At 61.9% G+C, this 16,322-nt stretch carries 12 protein-coding genes, 1 tRNA gene and 1 pseudogene; 6 read left to right on the top strand and 8 right to left on the bottom strand.

Annotated elements, in window-relative coordinates; genetic code table 11:
- Window positions 1-58: 58 nt before the first annotated feature.
- From iolB to ACODR6_RS00955, 6 genes and pseudogenes are all read right to left on the bottom strand, one after another.
- Window positions 59-853, bottom strand: a complete 795-nt coding sequence (gene iolB, locus ACODR6_RS00980; RefSeq protein ID WP_489020115.1) for a 5-deoxy-glucuronate isomerase — start codon at window positions 851-853, stop codon at window positions 59-61.
- A 199-nt stretch (window positions 854-1,052) separates the two neighbouring features.
- Complete coding sequence (gene iolE, locus ACODR6_RS00975) at window positions 1,053-1,973, bottom strand: myo-inosose-2 dehydratase (RefSeq protein ID WP_489020113.1); 921 nt, start codon at window positions 1,971-1,973, stop codon at window positions 1,053-1,055.
- Window positions 1,974-2,003: 30 nt separating this feature from the next.
- Window positions 2,004-2,128 (bottom strand): annotated as a pseudogene (locus tag ACODR6_RS00970) (endonuclease domain-containing protein); the annotation flags it as partial.
- Between the two features lie 19 nt (window positions 2,129-2,147).
- Window positions 2,148-3,998 (bottom strand): 3D-(3,5/4)-trihydroxycyclohexane-1,2-dione acylhydrolase (decyclizing), encoded by a 1,851-nt coding sequence (iolD, locus tag ACODR6_RS00965; protein WP_489020111.1) that lies wholly within the window; start codon window positions 3,996-3,998, stop codon window positions 2,148-2,150.
- Window positions 3,999-4,084: 86 nt separating this feature from the next.
- The gene (locus ACODR6_RS00960; protein WP_489020109.1) at window positions 4,085-6,019 is read right to left on the bottom strand and encodes a bifunctional 5-dehydro-2-deoxygluconokinase/5-dehydro-2-deoxyphosphogluconate aldolase; all 1,935 of its coding nucleotides are present in this window, start codon (window positions 6,017-6,019) and stop codon (window positions 4,085-4,087) included.
- Window positions 6,020-6,111: 92 nt separating this feature from the next.
- Window positions 6,112-6,987, bottom strand: a complete 876-nt coding sequence (locus tag ACODR6_RS00955; protein ID WP_449096611.1) for a MurR/RpiR family transcriptional regulator — start codon at window positions 6,985-6,987, stop codon at window positions 6,112-6,114.
- A 209-nt stretch (window positions 6,988-7,196) separates the two neighbouring features.
- Between ACODR6_RS00955 and ACODR6_RS00950 the strand changes: the two genes are divergently transcribed.
- From ACODR6_RS00950 to ACODR6_RS00935, 4 genes are all read left to right on the top strand, one after another.
- On the top strand, window positions 7,197-8,309 hold the full coding sequence (locus ACODR6_RS00950) for a Gfo/Idh/MocA family protein (protein ID WP_489020107.1): 1,113 nt from the start codon (window positions 7,197-7,199) through the stop codon (window positions 8,307-8,309).
- A gap of 76 nt (window positions 8,310-8,385) precedes the next feature.
- Complete coding sequence (locus tag ACODR6_RS00945) at window positions 8,386-9,603, top strand: NAD(P)/FAD-dependent oxidoreductase (protein ID WP_489020105.1); 1,218 nt, start codon at window positions 8,386-8,388, stop codon at window positions 9,601-9,603.
- Window positions 9,604-9,687: 84 nt separating this feature from the next.
- Window positions 9,688-9,777: transfer RNA gene (locus tag ACODR6_RS00940), tRNA-Ser, on the top strand.
- Between the two features lie 559 nt (window positions 9,778-10,336).
- Window positions 10,337-11,422: a porin gene (locus tag ACODR6_RS00935; RefSeq protein WP_489020103.1), complete on the top strand. Its 1,086-nt coding sequence runs from the start codon at window positions 10,337-10,339 to the stop codon at window positions 11,420-11,422.
- A gap of 105 nt (window positions 11,423-11,527) precedes the next feature.
- On the opposite strand, the gene ACODR6_RS00930 is transcribed toward ACODR6_RS00935, so the two are convergent.
- Both ACODR6_RS00930 and ACODR6_RS00925 read right to left on the bottom strand, forming a co-directional pair.
- Window positions 11,528-12,415, bottom strand: coding sequence for an alpha/beta fold hydrolase (locus tag ACODR6_RS00930; protein ID WP_489020101.1), 888 nt, complete (start codon window positions 12,413-12,415; stop codon window positions 11,528-11,530).
- Window positions 12,416-12,471: 56 nt separating this feature from the next.
- Window positions 12,472-14,538: a lytic transglycosylase domain-containing protein gene (locus tag ACODR6_RS00925; RefSeq protein ID WP_489020099.1), complete on the bottom strand. Its 2,067-nt coding sequence runs from the start codon at window positions 14,536-14,538 to the stop codon at window positions 12,472-12,474.
- A 216-nt stretch (window positions 14,539-14,754) separates the two neighbouring features.
- On the opposite strand from ACODR6_RS00925, the gene dapA reads away from it, so the two are divergent.
- Window positions 14,755-15,639: a 4-hydroxy-tetrahydrodipicolinate synthase gene (gene dapA, locus ACODR6_RS00920; RefSeq protein WP_489020097.1), complete on the top strand. Its 885-nt coding sequence runs from the start codon at window positions 14,755-14,757 to the stop codon at window positions 15,637-15,639.
- Between the two features lie 110 nt (window positions 15,640-15,749).
- Window positions 15,750-16,229, top strand: coding sequence for an SsrA-binding protein SmpB (gene smpB / locus ACODR6_RS00915; RefSeq protein WP_112719587.1), 480 nt, complete (start codon window positions 15,750-15,752; stop codon window positions 16,227-16,229).
- Window positions 16,230-16,322 lie beyond the last annotated feature (93 nt).

Here is a 16,322-nt window from a genome sequence, read left to right as displayed (position 1 = left end):
CAGTCAACCATGTGCACGGCCCGCCCGCTGTCAGATTATTTAGCGATCGAGCGGCAGATTATTTCAGCAGCCACTCGTGCTCCGGCGCATTGTAGAATTTCCAGACGCGCTTCGGGCCGGCCATGACGTTCAGATAGTAGAGGTCGTAGCCATGCGTGGCGGCGCAGGGGTGGTAGCCTTTCGGCACCAGCGTCACGTCGCCGTCTTCGAGCACCATGGCTTCGTCGAGCGACCGGTCGTCGGTATAGACGCGCTGGAAGCCGAAGCCCTGCGGCGGGTTGAGGCGGTGGTAATAGGTCTCTTCCAGGAAGCTCTCGTTCGGCAGATTGTCCTGGTCGTGCTTGTGCGGCGGGTAGGAGGAGGTGTGTCCACCCGGCGTGATCACCTCGACGACCAGCAGCGAGTGTGCCGATGCATCGTCTTCCGGCATGATGTTGTTGACGTAGCGGACATTGGTGCCCTTGCCGCGGGTCAGCGCCGGATGCGTGCCCGGCGGGATCGCCTTCGCCTCATAGGTACCGCCGCCCGGTGCCGAGCAGACGGCAAGCTCGAGATCGGTCTCGGCGGTCACCGACCAGGCCGATTCCATCGGGATATAGAGGGCATGCGGCGCACCGTCGAACGGGCTCATGCGCTCGCCGAGCGTGCCGAAATCGCGGGTGCCCGACGATGCCTTGCCCTTGCCGCTGACCCAGACGAGGCAGACTTCGCGCTCGCCGGTTTCGCCCGATGCGGTCTCGCCCGCCTTCAGCCGGTGCATGTCGAAGCCGACATAGGTCCACCCGGCGCTTTCAGGCGTTACATGCGTGACGCGGCCGCTGGTGCCGGAGGGTTTTACCTTGAGGTTTGGCATTGGTGTTTCTCCTCGATGTATCCGTGGGTGCGGCCCCCTCATCCCCGGTGCAAAATTTGCACCTGAGCTGCCGCCACCTTCTCCCCGAGGGGAGAAGGGACGATGCCGCGCCCTCGAGCTTCTCCTTCTCCCCAGCGGGGAGAAGGTGCCCGAAGGGCGGATGAGGGGGCTGCTTGCTCCAGTGTTTCGATCGGCGGCTTCAAGCCCCCTTCGGGAAACCTTCCGTCTCGACAGTGTAACCGGCCGCCGTCATCACCCGCATCAGTTCGGCATGGCCGATCTCGGCCATCTTCTGCGGCGGTGCCTTGCGCGGATCCTGCTCGGCTTCGACGACGAACCAGCCTTCATAGCCGTGATCGGCAAGACGCTGGACGATGGCGGCGAAATCGAGCGAGCCGTCGCCGGGAACGGTGAAGGCGCCGAGCGCCACCGCGTCGAGGAACGACTGTTTGCTGCGGTCGAGACCGTCGACGACAGCCTGACGGATGTCCTTGACGTGAACGTGGTTGATGCGGGCGTGGTGATTGTCGATGGCGCGCAGCACGTCGCCGCCTGCAAACGCCAGATGCCCGGCATCGAGCAGCAGCGGAATGCCGGCGCCCGAATTCTTCATGAAGGCGTCGAGTTCCGGTTCGGTCTCGACCACGGCCGCCATGTGGTGGTGATAGGAGAGCGGCATGCCCTGATCGGCGCACCATTCGCCGAACTCGGTGACGCGGCGGCCATAGGCCTTCATCTCGTCGTCGGAGAGGCGCGGCTTGGTGGCGAGCGGCTTGGAGCGGTCGCCCTGGATGGAGCGGCCGACTTCGCCATAGACGATGCAGGGCGCGTTGACGGCCTTGAACAGCTCGATCATCGGCGCGATGCGATCCTTGTTGACCGCCAGCTCCTCGTTGACGAGCGTGCCGGAGAACCAGCCGCCGCAGAGCGTCACGTCGGCGGCGCGTAGGATCGGCAGCATCTCGCCGGGATTGTTCGGAAAGCGGCGGCCCTGTTCCATGCCGGTGAAGCCTGCACTGCGCGACTGGCGCAGGCATTCTTCGAGGGACACGTCGTCGCTGAGCTCAGGAAGATCGTCGTTCCACCATGCGATGGGCGACATGCCGAGTTTGGCCTTCATTGCAAATTCTCCTCGTGGATTGGTGGCCTTGGCCCCCTCATCCGGCTGCCGCCACCTTCTCCCCGAGGGGAGAAGGGACAATGCCGCGCCGCCTCCGTTCCCTTCTCCCCAGCGGGGAGAAGGTGGCCCGAAGGGTCGGATGAGGGGGCCACCAGCTCAAAGTCTCAAAACAAATCAACCAGCCCGCTGCGCCGCACGGGCCTTCAGATAGGCCTCATGCGCCTTGTTGACCTCGCTGCGCGGGCTGACTTCGGGAACTGCGACATCCCACCAGTGGCCGCCGGCTTCCGTGGTGATTAGCGGATCGGTGTCGATGACGAAGACCGAGGTGCGGTCGTTCTTCTTCGAATCGGCGATCGCCTTTTCCAGCTCGGCAATCGAGGACACCTTGACGGCGACGGCGCCCATCGCTTCGGCATGGGCGCGGAAATCGATATCCGGCATGACCTCGTGATAGGAGTCCTTCAGGAGATTGTTGAAGTTGGCGCCGCCGGTTGCCATCTGCAGGCGGTTGATGCAGCCATAGCCGCGGTTATCCAGCAGCACGATATTGATCTTCAGGCCCATCATGACGGAGGTCGCGAGCTCCGAATTCAGCATCATGTAGGAGCCGTCGCCGACGAGGACGAAAACGTCCTTTTCCGGATGCGCCAGCTTGGCGCCGAGACCGCCGGCGATCTCGTAGCCCATGCAGGAGAAGCCGTATTCCATGTGATAGCTGCCCGGTGCCGTTGCCGGCCACAGCTTGTGCATTTCGCCGGGAAGACCGCCCGCAGCGCAAAGGCCGATCGCCTTTTCGAGCTCGATCGAGCGCGTCACGGCGCCGATGACCTGCGCGTCGGAGGGGAGCGCCGTATTGGTGGAGGCCATCGCCTTGTTGGCAGCATCCATCCAGATGTTCTTTTCCTTAGTCGCCTTCTCGGCAAGTGCTGCCGGCGCCTTCCAGCCGGAAAGGCCCTTGGACAGCGCCTTCAGGCCTTCGCGGGCATCGGCCACCAGCGGCTGCGCGTCATGCTTGACGGCGTCGTAGGCGGCGATGTTGAGGCCGAGCATCTTCAGCTTGTCGTTCTTGAACAGCGCCCAGGAGCCGGTGGTGAAATCCTGGCAGCGGGTGCCGACGGCGATGATGAGATCGGTCTCTTCGGCCAGCGCATTGGCGGCAGAGGTGCCGGTGACGCCGACCGAGCCGAGAGCCAGCGGATGGCGCTCGTCGATCGCCGACTTGCCGGCCTGGGTCAGCAGAACCGGAATGCCATGCGCATCCGCAAAGGCCGCAAGCTCCTTGGTCGCCTGCGAATAAAGCACGCCGCCGCCGGCGATGATGACGGGCTTTTCGGCCGTCTTGATCAGCGCGATCGCCGAAGCCAGCTCATCGGCATCCGGCTGCGGCCGACGGGTAGACCAGACCTTCTCTTCGAACAGGCTTTCCGGATAGTCGAAGGCTTCTGCCTGGACATCCTGGCAGAGCGACAGCGTCACTGGGCCGCAATCGAGCGGATCGGTCAGCACCTGCATGGCGCGCTTCAGCGCCGAGATGATCTGTTCCGGGCGGGTAATGCGGTCGAAATAACGCGAGACCGGGCGGAAGGCGTCATTGGCCGAAACCGTGCCATCGCCGAAATCCTCGATCTGCTGCAGCACCGGATCGGGCGCGCGGTTGGCGAAGACGTCGCCTGGCAGGAAGAGAACAGGAATGCGGTTGACATGCGCCACGCCGGCTGCCGTCACCATGTTCAGCGCCCCGGGGCCGATCGAGGTCGTGCAGGCCATGAAGCGCTGGCGGAAGCTCGCCTTGGAAAAAGCGATCGCGGCATGCGCCATGCCCTGTTCGTTATGGGCGCGATAGGTCGGCAGTTCGCCGCGCACCTGATAGAGCGCTTCGCCCATGCCCGCCACGTTTCCATGGCCGAAGATCGCCCAGACGCCACCGAAGATCGGAACCTTCTTGCCGTCGATGACGGTCATCTGCTTCTTCAGGAAATGCGCAACAGCCTGCGCCATCGTCAAACGAATTGTCTTACCCATCGGGTCCTCCCGAACCTTCGCTCTGTCTCTTCCCCTCCCAGCCCTCATCAGTCGAGAGGGCTGGAGAGGGTCTAATCCTCAAACTCTCAATTCAGCCCGCGCGTCTTCAGCCAGGCTTCCGTCAACTGGCGGAAACGTCCCGCCATATCCGATATCGCGTCCTCGTCGCTCATCTTGCCCGACAGCCAGCCACGTGCGGCATCGGCAAAGATCGTCCGGCCGACGGCAAAGCCCTTGACCGACGGGGCGGCAAGCGTCGCCTCGAAGCCCCTGAGCAGCTCGTCCGCAGGCGCCTCGAGCCCGAGCAGCACGATACCGCGGCACCATGGATCATTTTTGGCAATGACGGCGTCGATCTTCTTCCAGGCAGCGCTCGATGCCTGCGGCTCGAGCTTCCACCAGTCGGGCTTGATGCCGAGCGCGTAGAGTTCTTCCATCGCCGTCGAGACCGTATCGTCGGTCAAGGGTGCGTTCTTGCTGGCGATGATCTCGACCAGCAGCTCGCGGCCGACCTTGCGCGCGGCCTCGAACAGCGTGCGCAGCTTCTGCTGCTGCTCCGCCTTCAGTTCCGCCGGATCATCCGGGTGATAGAAGCACAGGCACTTGATGCAATGGTTGAGCGGCCATTCGACCAGCTGCGAGCCGATATCCTGGCTGAATTCGAAGCGCAGCGGCTTGGAGCCCGGCAGTTCGACCGGGCGGCCGATCCAGGAGAAATTCTTGGTCGCGGCATCGAAGAAGGCATCGCGGCCGAAGCGCTCGTCGATCAGCATGCCGTAGCCGCTGCGGTTGTTGGCAACGCGCGCGGCGGCCTCGACGGCCAGCCGCTTGAAGGCGACGATCTGCTTGTAGTCGACGCCGAGTTCGTCGCAGACGCTGGTCAGCTGCGAACGATGATCGATCGCCAGCGCCATGAGGAGCGGGATATCGCCCTTGCGGGTCGACGCCCAGTGAATGTGATTGATCGCCTCGTCCTTGCGCAGCGCACGATGTTCGCTGCCCTTGGTCAGGAAGAAGTCGAGCTCGGCCCAAGTCGGATATTCGGGCGAGCAGAGGAGGCGGGAGACGGCGAAGGCGCCGCAGGCATTCGCCCAGGTGGCGCAGGTCTTCAGCGGCTCGTCCTTCAGCCAGCCGCGCAGGAAGCCGGACATGAAGGCGTCGCCGGCGCCAAGCACGTTGAACACTTCGATCGGGAAGCCCTGGCCGACAATGCCGTCTTCCAGATTGTCGCTGATCGGGCCGTCATAGACGACGCAGCCCATGGCGCCGCGCTTCAGCACGATGGTGGCGGGCGAGACGCGGCGAATTTCCTTCAGCGCCGCAAGCACGTCGTCGGCCCCTGATGCGATCAGAATCTCTTCTTCCGTGCCGACGATCAGATCGCAGTCCGGCAGCGTTTCCTTCATCTTCGAGGAGACGCGGTCGGACTTCACATAACGCTCGAAGCCCTCGGCATGACCGGCAAGGCCCCAGAGGTTCGGGCGGTAGTCGATGTCGAAGATCACCTTGCGGCCATTCGCCTTGGCGATACGGATTGCCTTACGCTGTGCCGCCTCGGTATTGGGGCGGGAGAAATGCGTGCCGGAAACAAGAACGGCGCGCGACGACTTGATGAAATCCTCGTCGACATCGCCTTCGTCGAGCGCCATGTCGGCGCAGTCCGAGCGGTAGAAGATCATCGGCGAAACGCCTTCGGCCTCGACCGCCAGAAGCACGAGCGCCGTTAGCCGCTCCTTGTCAGTCTTGATGCCCTTGGTCTCGACGCCTTCGCGCGCCGACTGTTCTATGATGAAGCGGCCCATCTGCTCGTTGCCGACGCGGGTGATGAGGGCGGACTTCAAGCCGAGCCGCGCCGTGCCGATGGCGATATTCGCCGGGCAGCCGCCGACGGACTTCGCGAAAGAGCCGATATCCTCAAGCCGCGTGCCGATCTGCTGGCCGTAAAGATCGACGGACGAGCGGCCGATGGTGATCACATCGAGAGCTGCCTCGGGCTGCGAACCCGGATTCGATTGTACCATAGTATCCTCCCGCTCATTTTTGTGCGGCGTCCAGCGCCTGCGAATTGGCAATAATGAAACAACGGTTCCGTCTTGTTGTCAATTCGGAATGTTTATTCCATTTTGCTTTTCGCAGGCTTTTGGCTCTGCGTTTTGCGCCGTCGCTCCGCGATAGCGACCGGAAGCGCCATCGTCAGCGCCATCGAGGCCGAGAGCGAGCGGAAACCGGCGAAATCGGCCTCGGCAACCTCGAACCAGCAGGTGGCGCGCGACGCGAGCGGCGAAAATGCCGAATCGGTAATGGCGATGACAGGCACGCCACGATCCGCAAGCTCCTCCGCTTGCGAAAGGCTGTCTGCTGCATAGGGCGAGAAGCTGGCAGCGATCGCTGCATCCTTCGGCGTGGCGAACTGCACCATTTCCAGATCGACGCCATTCGGCGAAGCGACGATCTGATGCCGGATGCCGAGCTTCGAGAAGGCATAGGTCATATGAGCCGTCAGCGGATAGGAGCGGCGCTTGGCGATCAGATAGATCGTCTCGGCAGCCGCGAGAATATCGACTGCCTTCGTGAAGGTGTCGCTCTGCACCGTCGAGGCCATGCGGGCGATCGACTGGCTGGCTGCGCCAATGAACCCTGCCAGCAGATTGGCATCGTCATCATCGCCGCCGGATTGCTCCAGCGTTACCAGCCGTTCTTCGTAGCTCAGCGTACGGTCGCGCAGGCGCTCGCGGAAAATGCTCTGCAGATCCGAAAAGCCCTCATAGCCGAGGTGATGCGCCAGGCGCACCAGCGTCGACGGCTGCACTTCCGAGGCGGCGGCAATGCTTGCCGTCGTGCCGAAGGCGATTTCATCCGGGTTGCTTAGCGCGAAGGCCGCGACCTGCGCCAGGCGCTTCGGCATGCTCGCCTTGCGTTCGATGATGGTGCTGCGCAGGCTTTCGAAATCGCGGGGCACGCGCGTCAGCGTTTTTGCGTCTTCATCCATGCGAACAACCCAAGAAATGAAACATATATTCCATAATTTGCACCATAAATGATTTCTCTCGTCGATCCTAATTGTTTTTAATATGCTGAATTTTCAGTATTTTAGACATTGAGGCGGGTCGAATGCCGCAAATGTCGCAACATTAGCACCTTGTCAAAATGGTCTAAATATTCCAAAAATCGCCGCGCTTTCGGAGGAGGATACGCAAAATGAAACCACTTGGCATAGGTCTGATCGGTACCGGCTACATGGGCAAGTGCCACGCGCTGGCCTGGAACGCGGTCAAGACCGTCTTCGGCGATGTCGAGCGGCCGCGCCTTGTGCATCTGGCGGAAGCCAACCCCGAGCTGGCGAAATCCCGTGCCTCCGAATTCGGTTTCGAGAAGGCGACCGCCGACTGGAAGGCTCTGATCGCCGATCCCGAAGTCGATGTCGTCTCGGTCACCACACCCAACCAGTTCCACGCCGAAATGGCGATTGCGGCGCTCGAGGCCGGCAAGCACGTCTGGTGCGAAAAGCCGATGGCGCCCGCCTATGCCGATGCGCAGCGCATGCTCGAGGTCGCCAGGCTATCCGGCAAGGTCGCGGTTCTCGGCTACAATTACATCCAGAATCCCATCATGCGCCACATCAAGGCGCTGATCGAGGAGGGCGCGATCGGCACCGTCAATCATATCCGCGTCGAGATGGACGAGGACTTCATGGCCGATGCCGATGTCTTCTTCTATTGGAAGAGCGAACTTTCGGCCGGCTACGGCGCGCTCGACGACTTCGCCGTCCATCCGCTGTCGCTGCTCTGGTATCTGTTCGGTCATGTCGAGGCCGTCATTACAGATATGGTGAAGCCCTATGCCGATCGCCCTCTGAAGGAAGGTGGCCGCCGCGCGGTCGAGAATCACGATGCGGCGAACGTCCTGATGCGTCTCGGCGGCGGCATCTCCGCCGTGCTGATGGCCAACCGCGCCGCCTGGGGCCGCAAGGGCCGCATCGCCCTGCAGATCTACGGCTCGAAGGGCTCGATCGCCTATGATCAGGAGCGGATGAACGAATTCGATCTCTATCAGGCGACGGGCCGCGGCACGGAGCAGGGTTACCGCAAGGTTCTCGCGGCCCCCGCCCATCAGCCCTATGACCACTTCATCCCGGCGCCCGGCCACGGTCTCGGCTTTAACGATCTGAAGATCATCGAATGCCGCGAGCTGATCCGCGCAATATCCGGTGAGCCGTCGTCCTTGGTCACATTTGAAGACGGTCTTAGGATAGAGAAGTCTGTTCACGCCATGGCACAGTCGTTCCACGAGCGCCGCTGGATCGAGATATGAGACAGTCTCTTCCTGTTGACGGCGCGAGGGGCGGGGACTACCTCTCGCCTCAATAACGAATGCAGGGAGCGGGACCGTGACGGACAGACTGGTAATCATCGGCGCAGGGCAGGCAGGCTTCGCCATGGCAGCAAAGCTGCGCGCCCTGAAGGATACCCGCCCCATCACCATTCTCGGCGCCGAGGATGTTCTGCCCTACCAGCGCCCGCCGCTCTCCAAGAAATATCTCCTCGGCGAGATGAGCTTCGACCGCCTGCTGTTCCGCCCGGAGCAGTGGTACCCGGATAATAATGTCGAGATCCGCCTCTCGACCTGGGTCGAGCAGATCAAGCGTGATACAAAGCAGGTCGTGCTGCAGGACGGCTCGACAATAGACTATGGAACGCTGGCGCTGACGACCGGCTCGACGCCGCGCCAGCTTCCCGCTTCTATCGGCGGCGATCTCGAAGGCGTCTATGTCGCGCGCGACAAGCGCGATGCCGATCTGCTCGCCGGCGAAATGCGCCCGGGCCGCCGAGTCCTTATTATAGGCGGCGGCTATATCGGCCTCGAAGCGGCGGCCGTTGCTCGCCATCTCGGCCTCGAAGTCACCGTCATCGAAATGGCCGACCGAATCCTGCAGCGCGTCGCTGCCAAGGAAACGGCCGACATCATCCGGGTGATTCACGAGACGCACGACGTCGTCATCCGCGAAAAGACCGGCCTGAAGCATCTGATCGGCACGAACGGCCGCGTCACCGGCGCCGAGCTCTCCGACGGATCGGTCATCGACATCGATTTCGCCATCGTCGGCATCGGCGTCGTGCCGAACGACCAGCTCGCCAAGGAAGCCGGTCTCGAAGTCGCCAACGGGATCATCGTCGACGAATTCGCCCGTACCTCCGATCCCTCCATATATGCTGCAGGCGATTGCGCCGTGCTTCCCTGGCAAGGCGGCCGCATCCGCCTCGAATCGGTGCAGAACGCCGTCGACCAGGCCGATGCCGCAGCCGCCGTCATCGCCGGCGGCAATGCTGCCTATGATCCGAAGCCCTGGTTCTGGTCGGATCAGTATGATGTGAAGCTGCAGATCGCCGGTTTCAATCTCGGCTACGACCAGACGCTGCTGCGCCCCGGCGCCCGCGAAGGCGCTCATTCGATCTGGTATTTCAGGAACGGCCAGTTCATCGCCGTCGACGCGATCAACGACGCCAAGGCCTATGTGACGGGCAAGAAGATGCTGGAAACCGGAATCAACCCGGACAAGGCCGTTCTGGCCGACGCTTCGGCCGATCTGAAGCAGCTGTTGGCATAAAGACCGCGAGACTGTTGATCTCGACTGTGAAAAGCCGAAAAACCGCTTGCTTCACCAGTCGAATGACTCTATCAGGCTCGCACCGGAGAGGTGGCCGAGTGGTCGAAGGCGCTCCCCTGCTAAGGGAGTATACCCGAGAGGGTATCGTGGGTTCGAATCCCATCTTCTCCGCCATCCTTCTTAGAAATCTCCCAGCATCGAATTCTGAATGATCCGCCGCGAATCCTTCCGGCGGATTTTGTCATTGGTGGAATCGAATTCAGCGCGGCGCAGAATCAAAATCGGGAATCATCGACGCCGGTCAGTGATTCACGGTGGCTCGACAAGCCGTGAACCGCTTCGCCGAAGCATCGCGGTCTTCATAAGCAAGTCAGCAAAAGCCCCGAATCTGGCGGAAAACCGGTATCATTGCGGCACATATTGACTGTTTCTTCACATGCCCAATGGCGCTAACCCCCTGCAAAACCGGGGGTTTCTTAACGAAGTATAAAGAACCGCGCAGGGCGTATGTCGATTTTGTGTCCTTTGAGCAACAGGGGTCCGTGAAGGAAGATGCAAACAACACAAAGGTGGCAGTTGGTGATTGCGTGACGGACGCCGTCTTGTATTTTCAACCTCGGAAGCGAGGGCGGTTGATCGTCCGACTTCTTGAAACATGGGGATGGGGCAGGGAACGCTGCTCTAACGGCGAAAAATCCCAGACCCGATCGAAACTTTGAATTGGAGGTCACCAATGACAATCAAGAGCCTTCTTCTCGGCTCCGCTGCTGCTCTGGCAGTAGTATCTGGTGCTCACGCTGCCGACGCAATCGTCGCAGCTGAGCCGGAAGCAGTAGAATACGTTCGCGTTTGCGACGCATACGGCACTGGCTACTTCTACATCCCGGGCACCGAAACCTGCCTCAAGATCGAAGGCTACGTTCGTTTTGACGTAAACTTCGGCTTCGGCGATGCTTTCGAAACCAGCGGCGACGTACTGGATGACGGCACTGTGCTTGGCGGCACCGAAGACTGGAACGTCCGTACGCGCGGTCAGGTTCAGTTCACGGCTAAGAGCGACACCGAATACGGCCCGCTCACCGGCGTTATCGTTTACCAGGCTAACTACCGCCCGGCAGGCGACGCTCTGAACCAGTCCTCGCAGAACGAAACCGTTCTCGATACCGCCTACATCGACATCGCTGGTCTCCGCGTCGGTAAGTTCGTCAACTGGTGGGATGATGACTTCTCGGGCGAATTCGACACGTTGAACTCCGGCGAAACCAACTTCAACACCATTCGCTACCAGTACGAGTCTGGCGACTTCTACGCAGGTATCGCTGTTGAAGAACTCGGCGGTCACGGCTTCGATTGGGAAACCGGTGGTAACGACGTCGGTATCGACGTTGGCGTTGGCGGCACTGTTGGCGCCTTCACCTACCAAATCATCGGTGGTTACGACTTCGACGCAGAAGATGGCGCTATCCGCGTAAAGCTCGGTGCTGACGTTGGTCCGGGTACCTTCGGTATCGCTGGTATCTACTCCAGCGGCGAAAGCGCCTACTTCACGGCTGGCGAATGGTCGATCGCTGCTCAGTACGCTGTCAAGGCTACTGACAAGTTCACGATCACCCCTGGCGTTCAGTACATCGCCAACGTCACGACCGATGCCGATGGCAACTACGACGATGGCCATGCATGGCTCGCTGGCGTAACCTTCGACTACCAGATCGTTGAGAACCTCTCCACGAAGCTGGCTATCAATTACGGCAACGTAGATGACGGCGACGACAACGTCGATGGCGTTTCGGGCTTCTTCCGTCTGCAGCGTGCATTCTAATCTGATCTGACTTTGGTCTAATCAGGAAAGCCCGGCTCTCTGAGCCGGGCTTTTTGCATTGCGGGATATTGCCGCGTTCTTCGTTCGCTGCGGCAAGCCCGTTTGCTAGCCACATGAGTCGATGAACTGCACGAAGCGCTCGCCAACCCCATCAACATGCAGCAACGGCGCATGCCCTTGCCCGGTCGCAATGATTCTCTCGCTCTTCGGATGCCGCTTCGCCATCTCCCCGACCGTCTCCTCCGAGAGCAGCGTCGAATTCTCGCCCCTCACGACCAGCAGCGGCACCAGTCTCATCGCCTCGAACTGCGCCCACATATCCGGCAACGGCTTGCCGAGATCGGCCGCAATCATCGCCTCCGCAATCGCGGGGTCGAAATCGCTGACGATCCGGTCGCCGTCGCGCCGGTGAAGTGCCTCCGCCATCTCCCGCCAGTCCTCCGAGCCGAGCGCCGGAAACGCCTTGCCGTGTAGATCCTGCAGGATGGCCGCCGCATCGTCCCAATCACGGGGCGCTCTGGCATGGCCGAGATAGTTCTGGATATGCCGTAGCCCTTCGACCTCAAGCACCGGCCCGACATCGTTCAGCACCACGCCCGCCAGCAGCTCCGGCTTCATCATGGCGATCAGATGCAGAATCAGTCCGCCGCGGGAGGTGCCGATGAAGATGGCGCGGTGGATACCGAGGGTTTCGCAGAGGGTGAGCACATCCTGCGCCTCGACGGCGATGTTGTAATTGGCCTTGTTGTGATCCCAATCCGATTGTCCGCGGCCGCGATAATCCAAGGCGATGACGCGGCGGGGGGATTGGGGATGGCTCGAAAGCATCATCGCCAACTGGTGGAAGTCGCGGGAGTTGCGCGTCAGGCCGGGCAGGCAGATGACGGGGAGCGCGTCTCCATGCGCGCTGCCATAGTCCCGGGCATGCAGCTTGAGGCCGTCGGCCGTGGCGATCGTCTGCGCTACGAAGCCGGTATTGAAATTCGTCGTCATCGCCATCTCCCTGTTGCCAGGGAGGTTAGCGCCGGCGCGTCAATCTGCAAGCGCTCTCAGGAGGAGCGGCCGCCGATCAGGTCGCGTTCGATATCGGGCGTCTGGCCCAGCCTTGCCTTGTAGACCTCGTAATTCTCCATCACCCGCTGCACATAGTTACGCGTTTCGGGGAAGGGGATGCGCTCGATCCAGTCGACGATCTCGTCGATATTCTTGCCGCGCGGGTCGCCGTAGCGGGCGATCCATTCGGGTACGCGCTTCGGTCCGGCGTTATAGGCGATGAAGGTCAGGATATAGGAGCCGCCGAAGGCATCGATCTGTTCGCCGAGATAGTGGGCGCCGAGCGTGGCGTTATAGCCGGCGTCGGCCGTCAGCTTGTCGGCGGAGAAGGTGATGTTGTGGCGCTTGGCGACAGCTTTGGCCGTGCCCGGCAGCAGCTGCAGCAGGCCGCGCGCATTGGCGGCGGAGACGGCGGCAGGGTTGAAGGCGCTTTCCTGGCGGGCGATCGCATAGGCGAGCGCCTTGCCGGAGCCGGAAATATTGGCACTCGACGGGATGACACCGACAGGGAAAGCGAGTGCTGCGACATCGATGCCGCGCGAATAGGCAATCTTGCCGATCTGCAGCGAAAGGTGATGGTCGCCGGAGCGTTCGGCCTGCGCGGTCAGGATCGCAAGCTCGCCGGGGCTCTGGATCTGGTCGGCGAGCGCCAGATAAAGGGTCGCGGCGCGCCATCCATGGCCGGCGGCCTCAAGGCGGGAGATGGCCTGCACGGCTTCGCGGGATTGCAGGTTCTGCCGGTCGGCGGCGCTCGGCGAGGGATAGGCGACGTTCAGCGTCTTGCGGCCCAAGCGTTCGCTGGCGAGCTGACCGTAGAAGGTGCTCGGGAAGCTTGCGGCCTTGGTGTAGAATTCGGCGGACTTGCCGGGACCACCGGCTTCCGCGGCGCGGCCGAGCCAGTACCAGGCGCGCGAGACCGAAAGCGGGCCGCTGGAAACCTGCAGGATCTTGCGGAAATGCGTCTCGGCGGCTTCCGGCTCCTGAAGCCCGCGCAACGCATACCATCCGGCATGGAATTCGGCTTCGACGATATCGGCGGTGCTGGTCGCAGCGCTGTTGGCGACGATCTTGTAGGCGGCGGCGAACTGACCCTGATCGACCAGGCCGCGGCTGACGATACGCTGTTCGTTCCACCATTCGCCGGCGTTCACGAGCTCGTCGCGCTTCGAGGGCATTTGCGCCAGAAGCTTGGCCGCTTCGGCATATTTGTCCTGCTTGCGCAGATATTCGATGCGGGCGAAGAGATAGCCGGGATCGGTACCCCACTTCGCATCGACGCCATTGAGTAGGGCAGCCGCGTTCGGTGCCTTGGCCGCGACGGCCGACCATGCCTTGTAGAGCGATTGCGCCTGGCCCATGTCTCCGAAGCGCTTGGCCTGCGCCGTGCGCCCGCGATACATGAGGTAGTCCATGCGCGCCTTGTGATCGGCGGGGGAAAGCAGGCCGGAGAACTCGGCGAGGACCTTGTCCTCGGTGTCCTTGTCTAGCCCTTCGCCGCGCCAGACCTTGCGGATATATTTGGCGGCCTGCTGCTGCTTTCCGGCTGAAATCAACGCGCGGGAGAGAACGATCGCGCCCTGCGTCGTCTCCGGTGCCGTCTCGCCGAAGGCGGCGAGCACCGCTGCCGGATCGGGGTTTTCGTCATAGAGCGCGTGCTCGGAATTGGCGCGCAGCCTGGAAAGCGCCGGCCAGCCCTTCAGTTCCTGGGAGGCGCCGGCGATTTCGTAGGAGGGCACGCCCTTGAGGCCCGACATGGCGATGGCCCAGGTCAGGATATGCCGGTCGAGCGTTCCCTTGGCCATGCCGTCGCGGACGGAGATTGCCTGCTGCGGGTTCTTGGCCGAGAGCGCGTCGAGACCGCTCTTCAGGTCGCCATTGATCGGCGCGACGGTGCGCGGAATGGAACCGGTCATGATCGTTTCGGGGGCGGATGTCTGCGGCAGATAGCCGAGGGGCTTGGCGTCGGGTACCGGAATGCCCGTCTGCGGCAATGGAGACGCGGCGCTGCCCCACGCGGCGGCCGAAAGGCCGAGGGCGGTCAGGATCAGGACAGCTCTTTTCATTCGGGATACTCGCAACGAAAACGTGGCCCCAAGTCTCGCAAACGGCATCTTAATGAAAGCTTACCGGAACCGGTAAACTTCGTTCACATTTGATATCGGAATTTGCCCTAAACCGATCTCACCACGCTTGTCGCGGCGTTTTCACCGCTCTATGGTGCGCAACTCTTATCCAAAGAATGCGGCCGAAGCGTGGATTTCGGCCTTAGGGAGTTCTGCATGTTCAAGGGATCCATTCCCGCCCTCGTCACCCCTTTCACAGATGCCGGCAATATCGATGAGGCGGCTTTCGCTGCTCACGTCGACTGGCAGATCAAAGAGGGAAGCAGCGGCCTCGTTCCTGTCGGGACGACCGGCGAATCGCCGACGCTGTCGCATGCCGAGCACAAACGGGTCGTGGAACTCTGCATCGAAGCGGCTGCCAAGCGCGTGCCCGTCATGGCCGGTGCCGGTTCGAACAACACCCGCGAAGCGATCGAGCTTGCCCAGCATGCCGAAAAGGCAGGCGCGGATGCGATCCTCGTCGTCACGCCCTATTACAACAAGCCGACGCAGAAGGGCCTGATCGCGCATTTCTCGGCGATCGCCGAAGCCGTCAAGCTGCCGATCTACATCTACAACATCCCGGGCCGTTCGGTGATCGACATGTCGCCGGAAACGATGGGTGTGCTTGCCAAGGCGCATTCCAACATCGTCGGCGTCAAGGATGCGACCGGCAAGATCGAGCGCGTCTCCGAACAGCGCATCGCCTGCGGCAAGGATTTCCGTCAGCTTTCCGGCGAAGATGCAACGGCTCTGGGCTTCAATGCCCATGGCGGCGTCGGCTGTATCTCGGTTGTTGCCAATGTCGCGCCGCGCCTCTGTGCGGAGTTCCAGGCGGCAACGCTCGCCGGTGATTACGTCAAGGCGCTGGAATATCAGGATCGCCTGATGCCGCTGCACAAGGCCGTCTTCATGGAGCCGGGCGTCTGCGGCGCCAAGTACGGCCTCAACAAGCTCGGCCGTATGAGCCGCAATGTCCGCTCGCCGCTGGTCTCCTCGCTGGAAGCCGGCACCGAAGCGGCCATGGACGCGGCGCTCCGCCACGCCGGCCTCCTGAACTAAGCTGCCGGTGAGGGCAGGGCGCCTGTCTTCACAAGCACTTGCAGTTCCCCTACATAATGGGCAGCAAATGAGGGCGCGCCGTTGCGCGCCCCAAGAATTGGAATTTCGTCATGGCCCCCAAAGGCAGCCAGCGTGTCGTCAAGAAGATCGTCGCCGAAAATCGCAAGGCGCGCTTCAATTACGAGATCATCGATACCTACGAGGCGGGCCTCGTGCTGAAGGGCACCGAGGTCAAGTCGCTGCGCGAGGGCAAGGCCAATATCGCCGAATCCTATGCTTCCGATGAAGATGGTGAAATCTGGCTGATCAATTCCTATCTTCCGGAATATCTGCAGGCCAATCGCTTCAATCACGAGCCGCGCCGTCGCCGCAAGCTGCTGCTTTCGGCTCGCGAGATCAATCGCCTGCGCTCCGGTATCAACCGCGAAGGCATGACGCTCGTGCCGCTGAAGATCTATTTCAACGATCGCGGCCGCGCCAAGATGGAGCTGGCGCTCGCCAAGGGCAAGAAGCTGCACGACAAGCGCGAGACGGAGAAGGAACGCGATTGGAACCGGCAGAAGAGCCGGTTGATGAAGGATAACGGCTGATCCTTCAGCCGCCTTCGCGCCAGTTCTTCAGCGCCGGCGAGGCGCAACCGCTTGGTGCAGCCGATCGTGACCGGCTGCGAAACTCACAAATTT

The organism is Rhizobium sp. FG96 (assembly GCF_057808655.1).
This window is presented reverse-complemented; position numbering and strand designations above follow the sequence as displayed.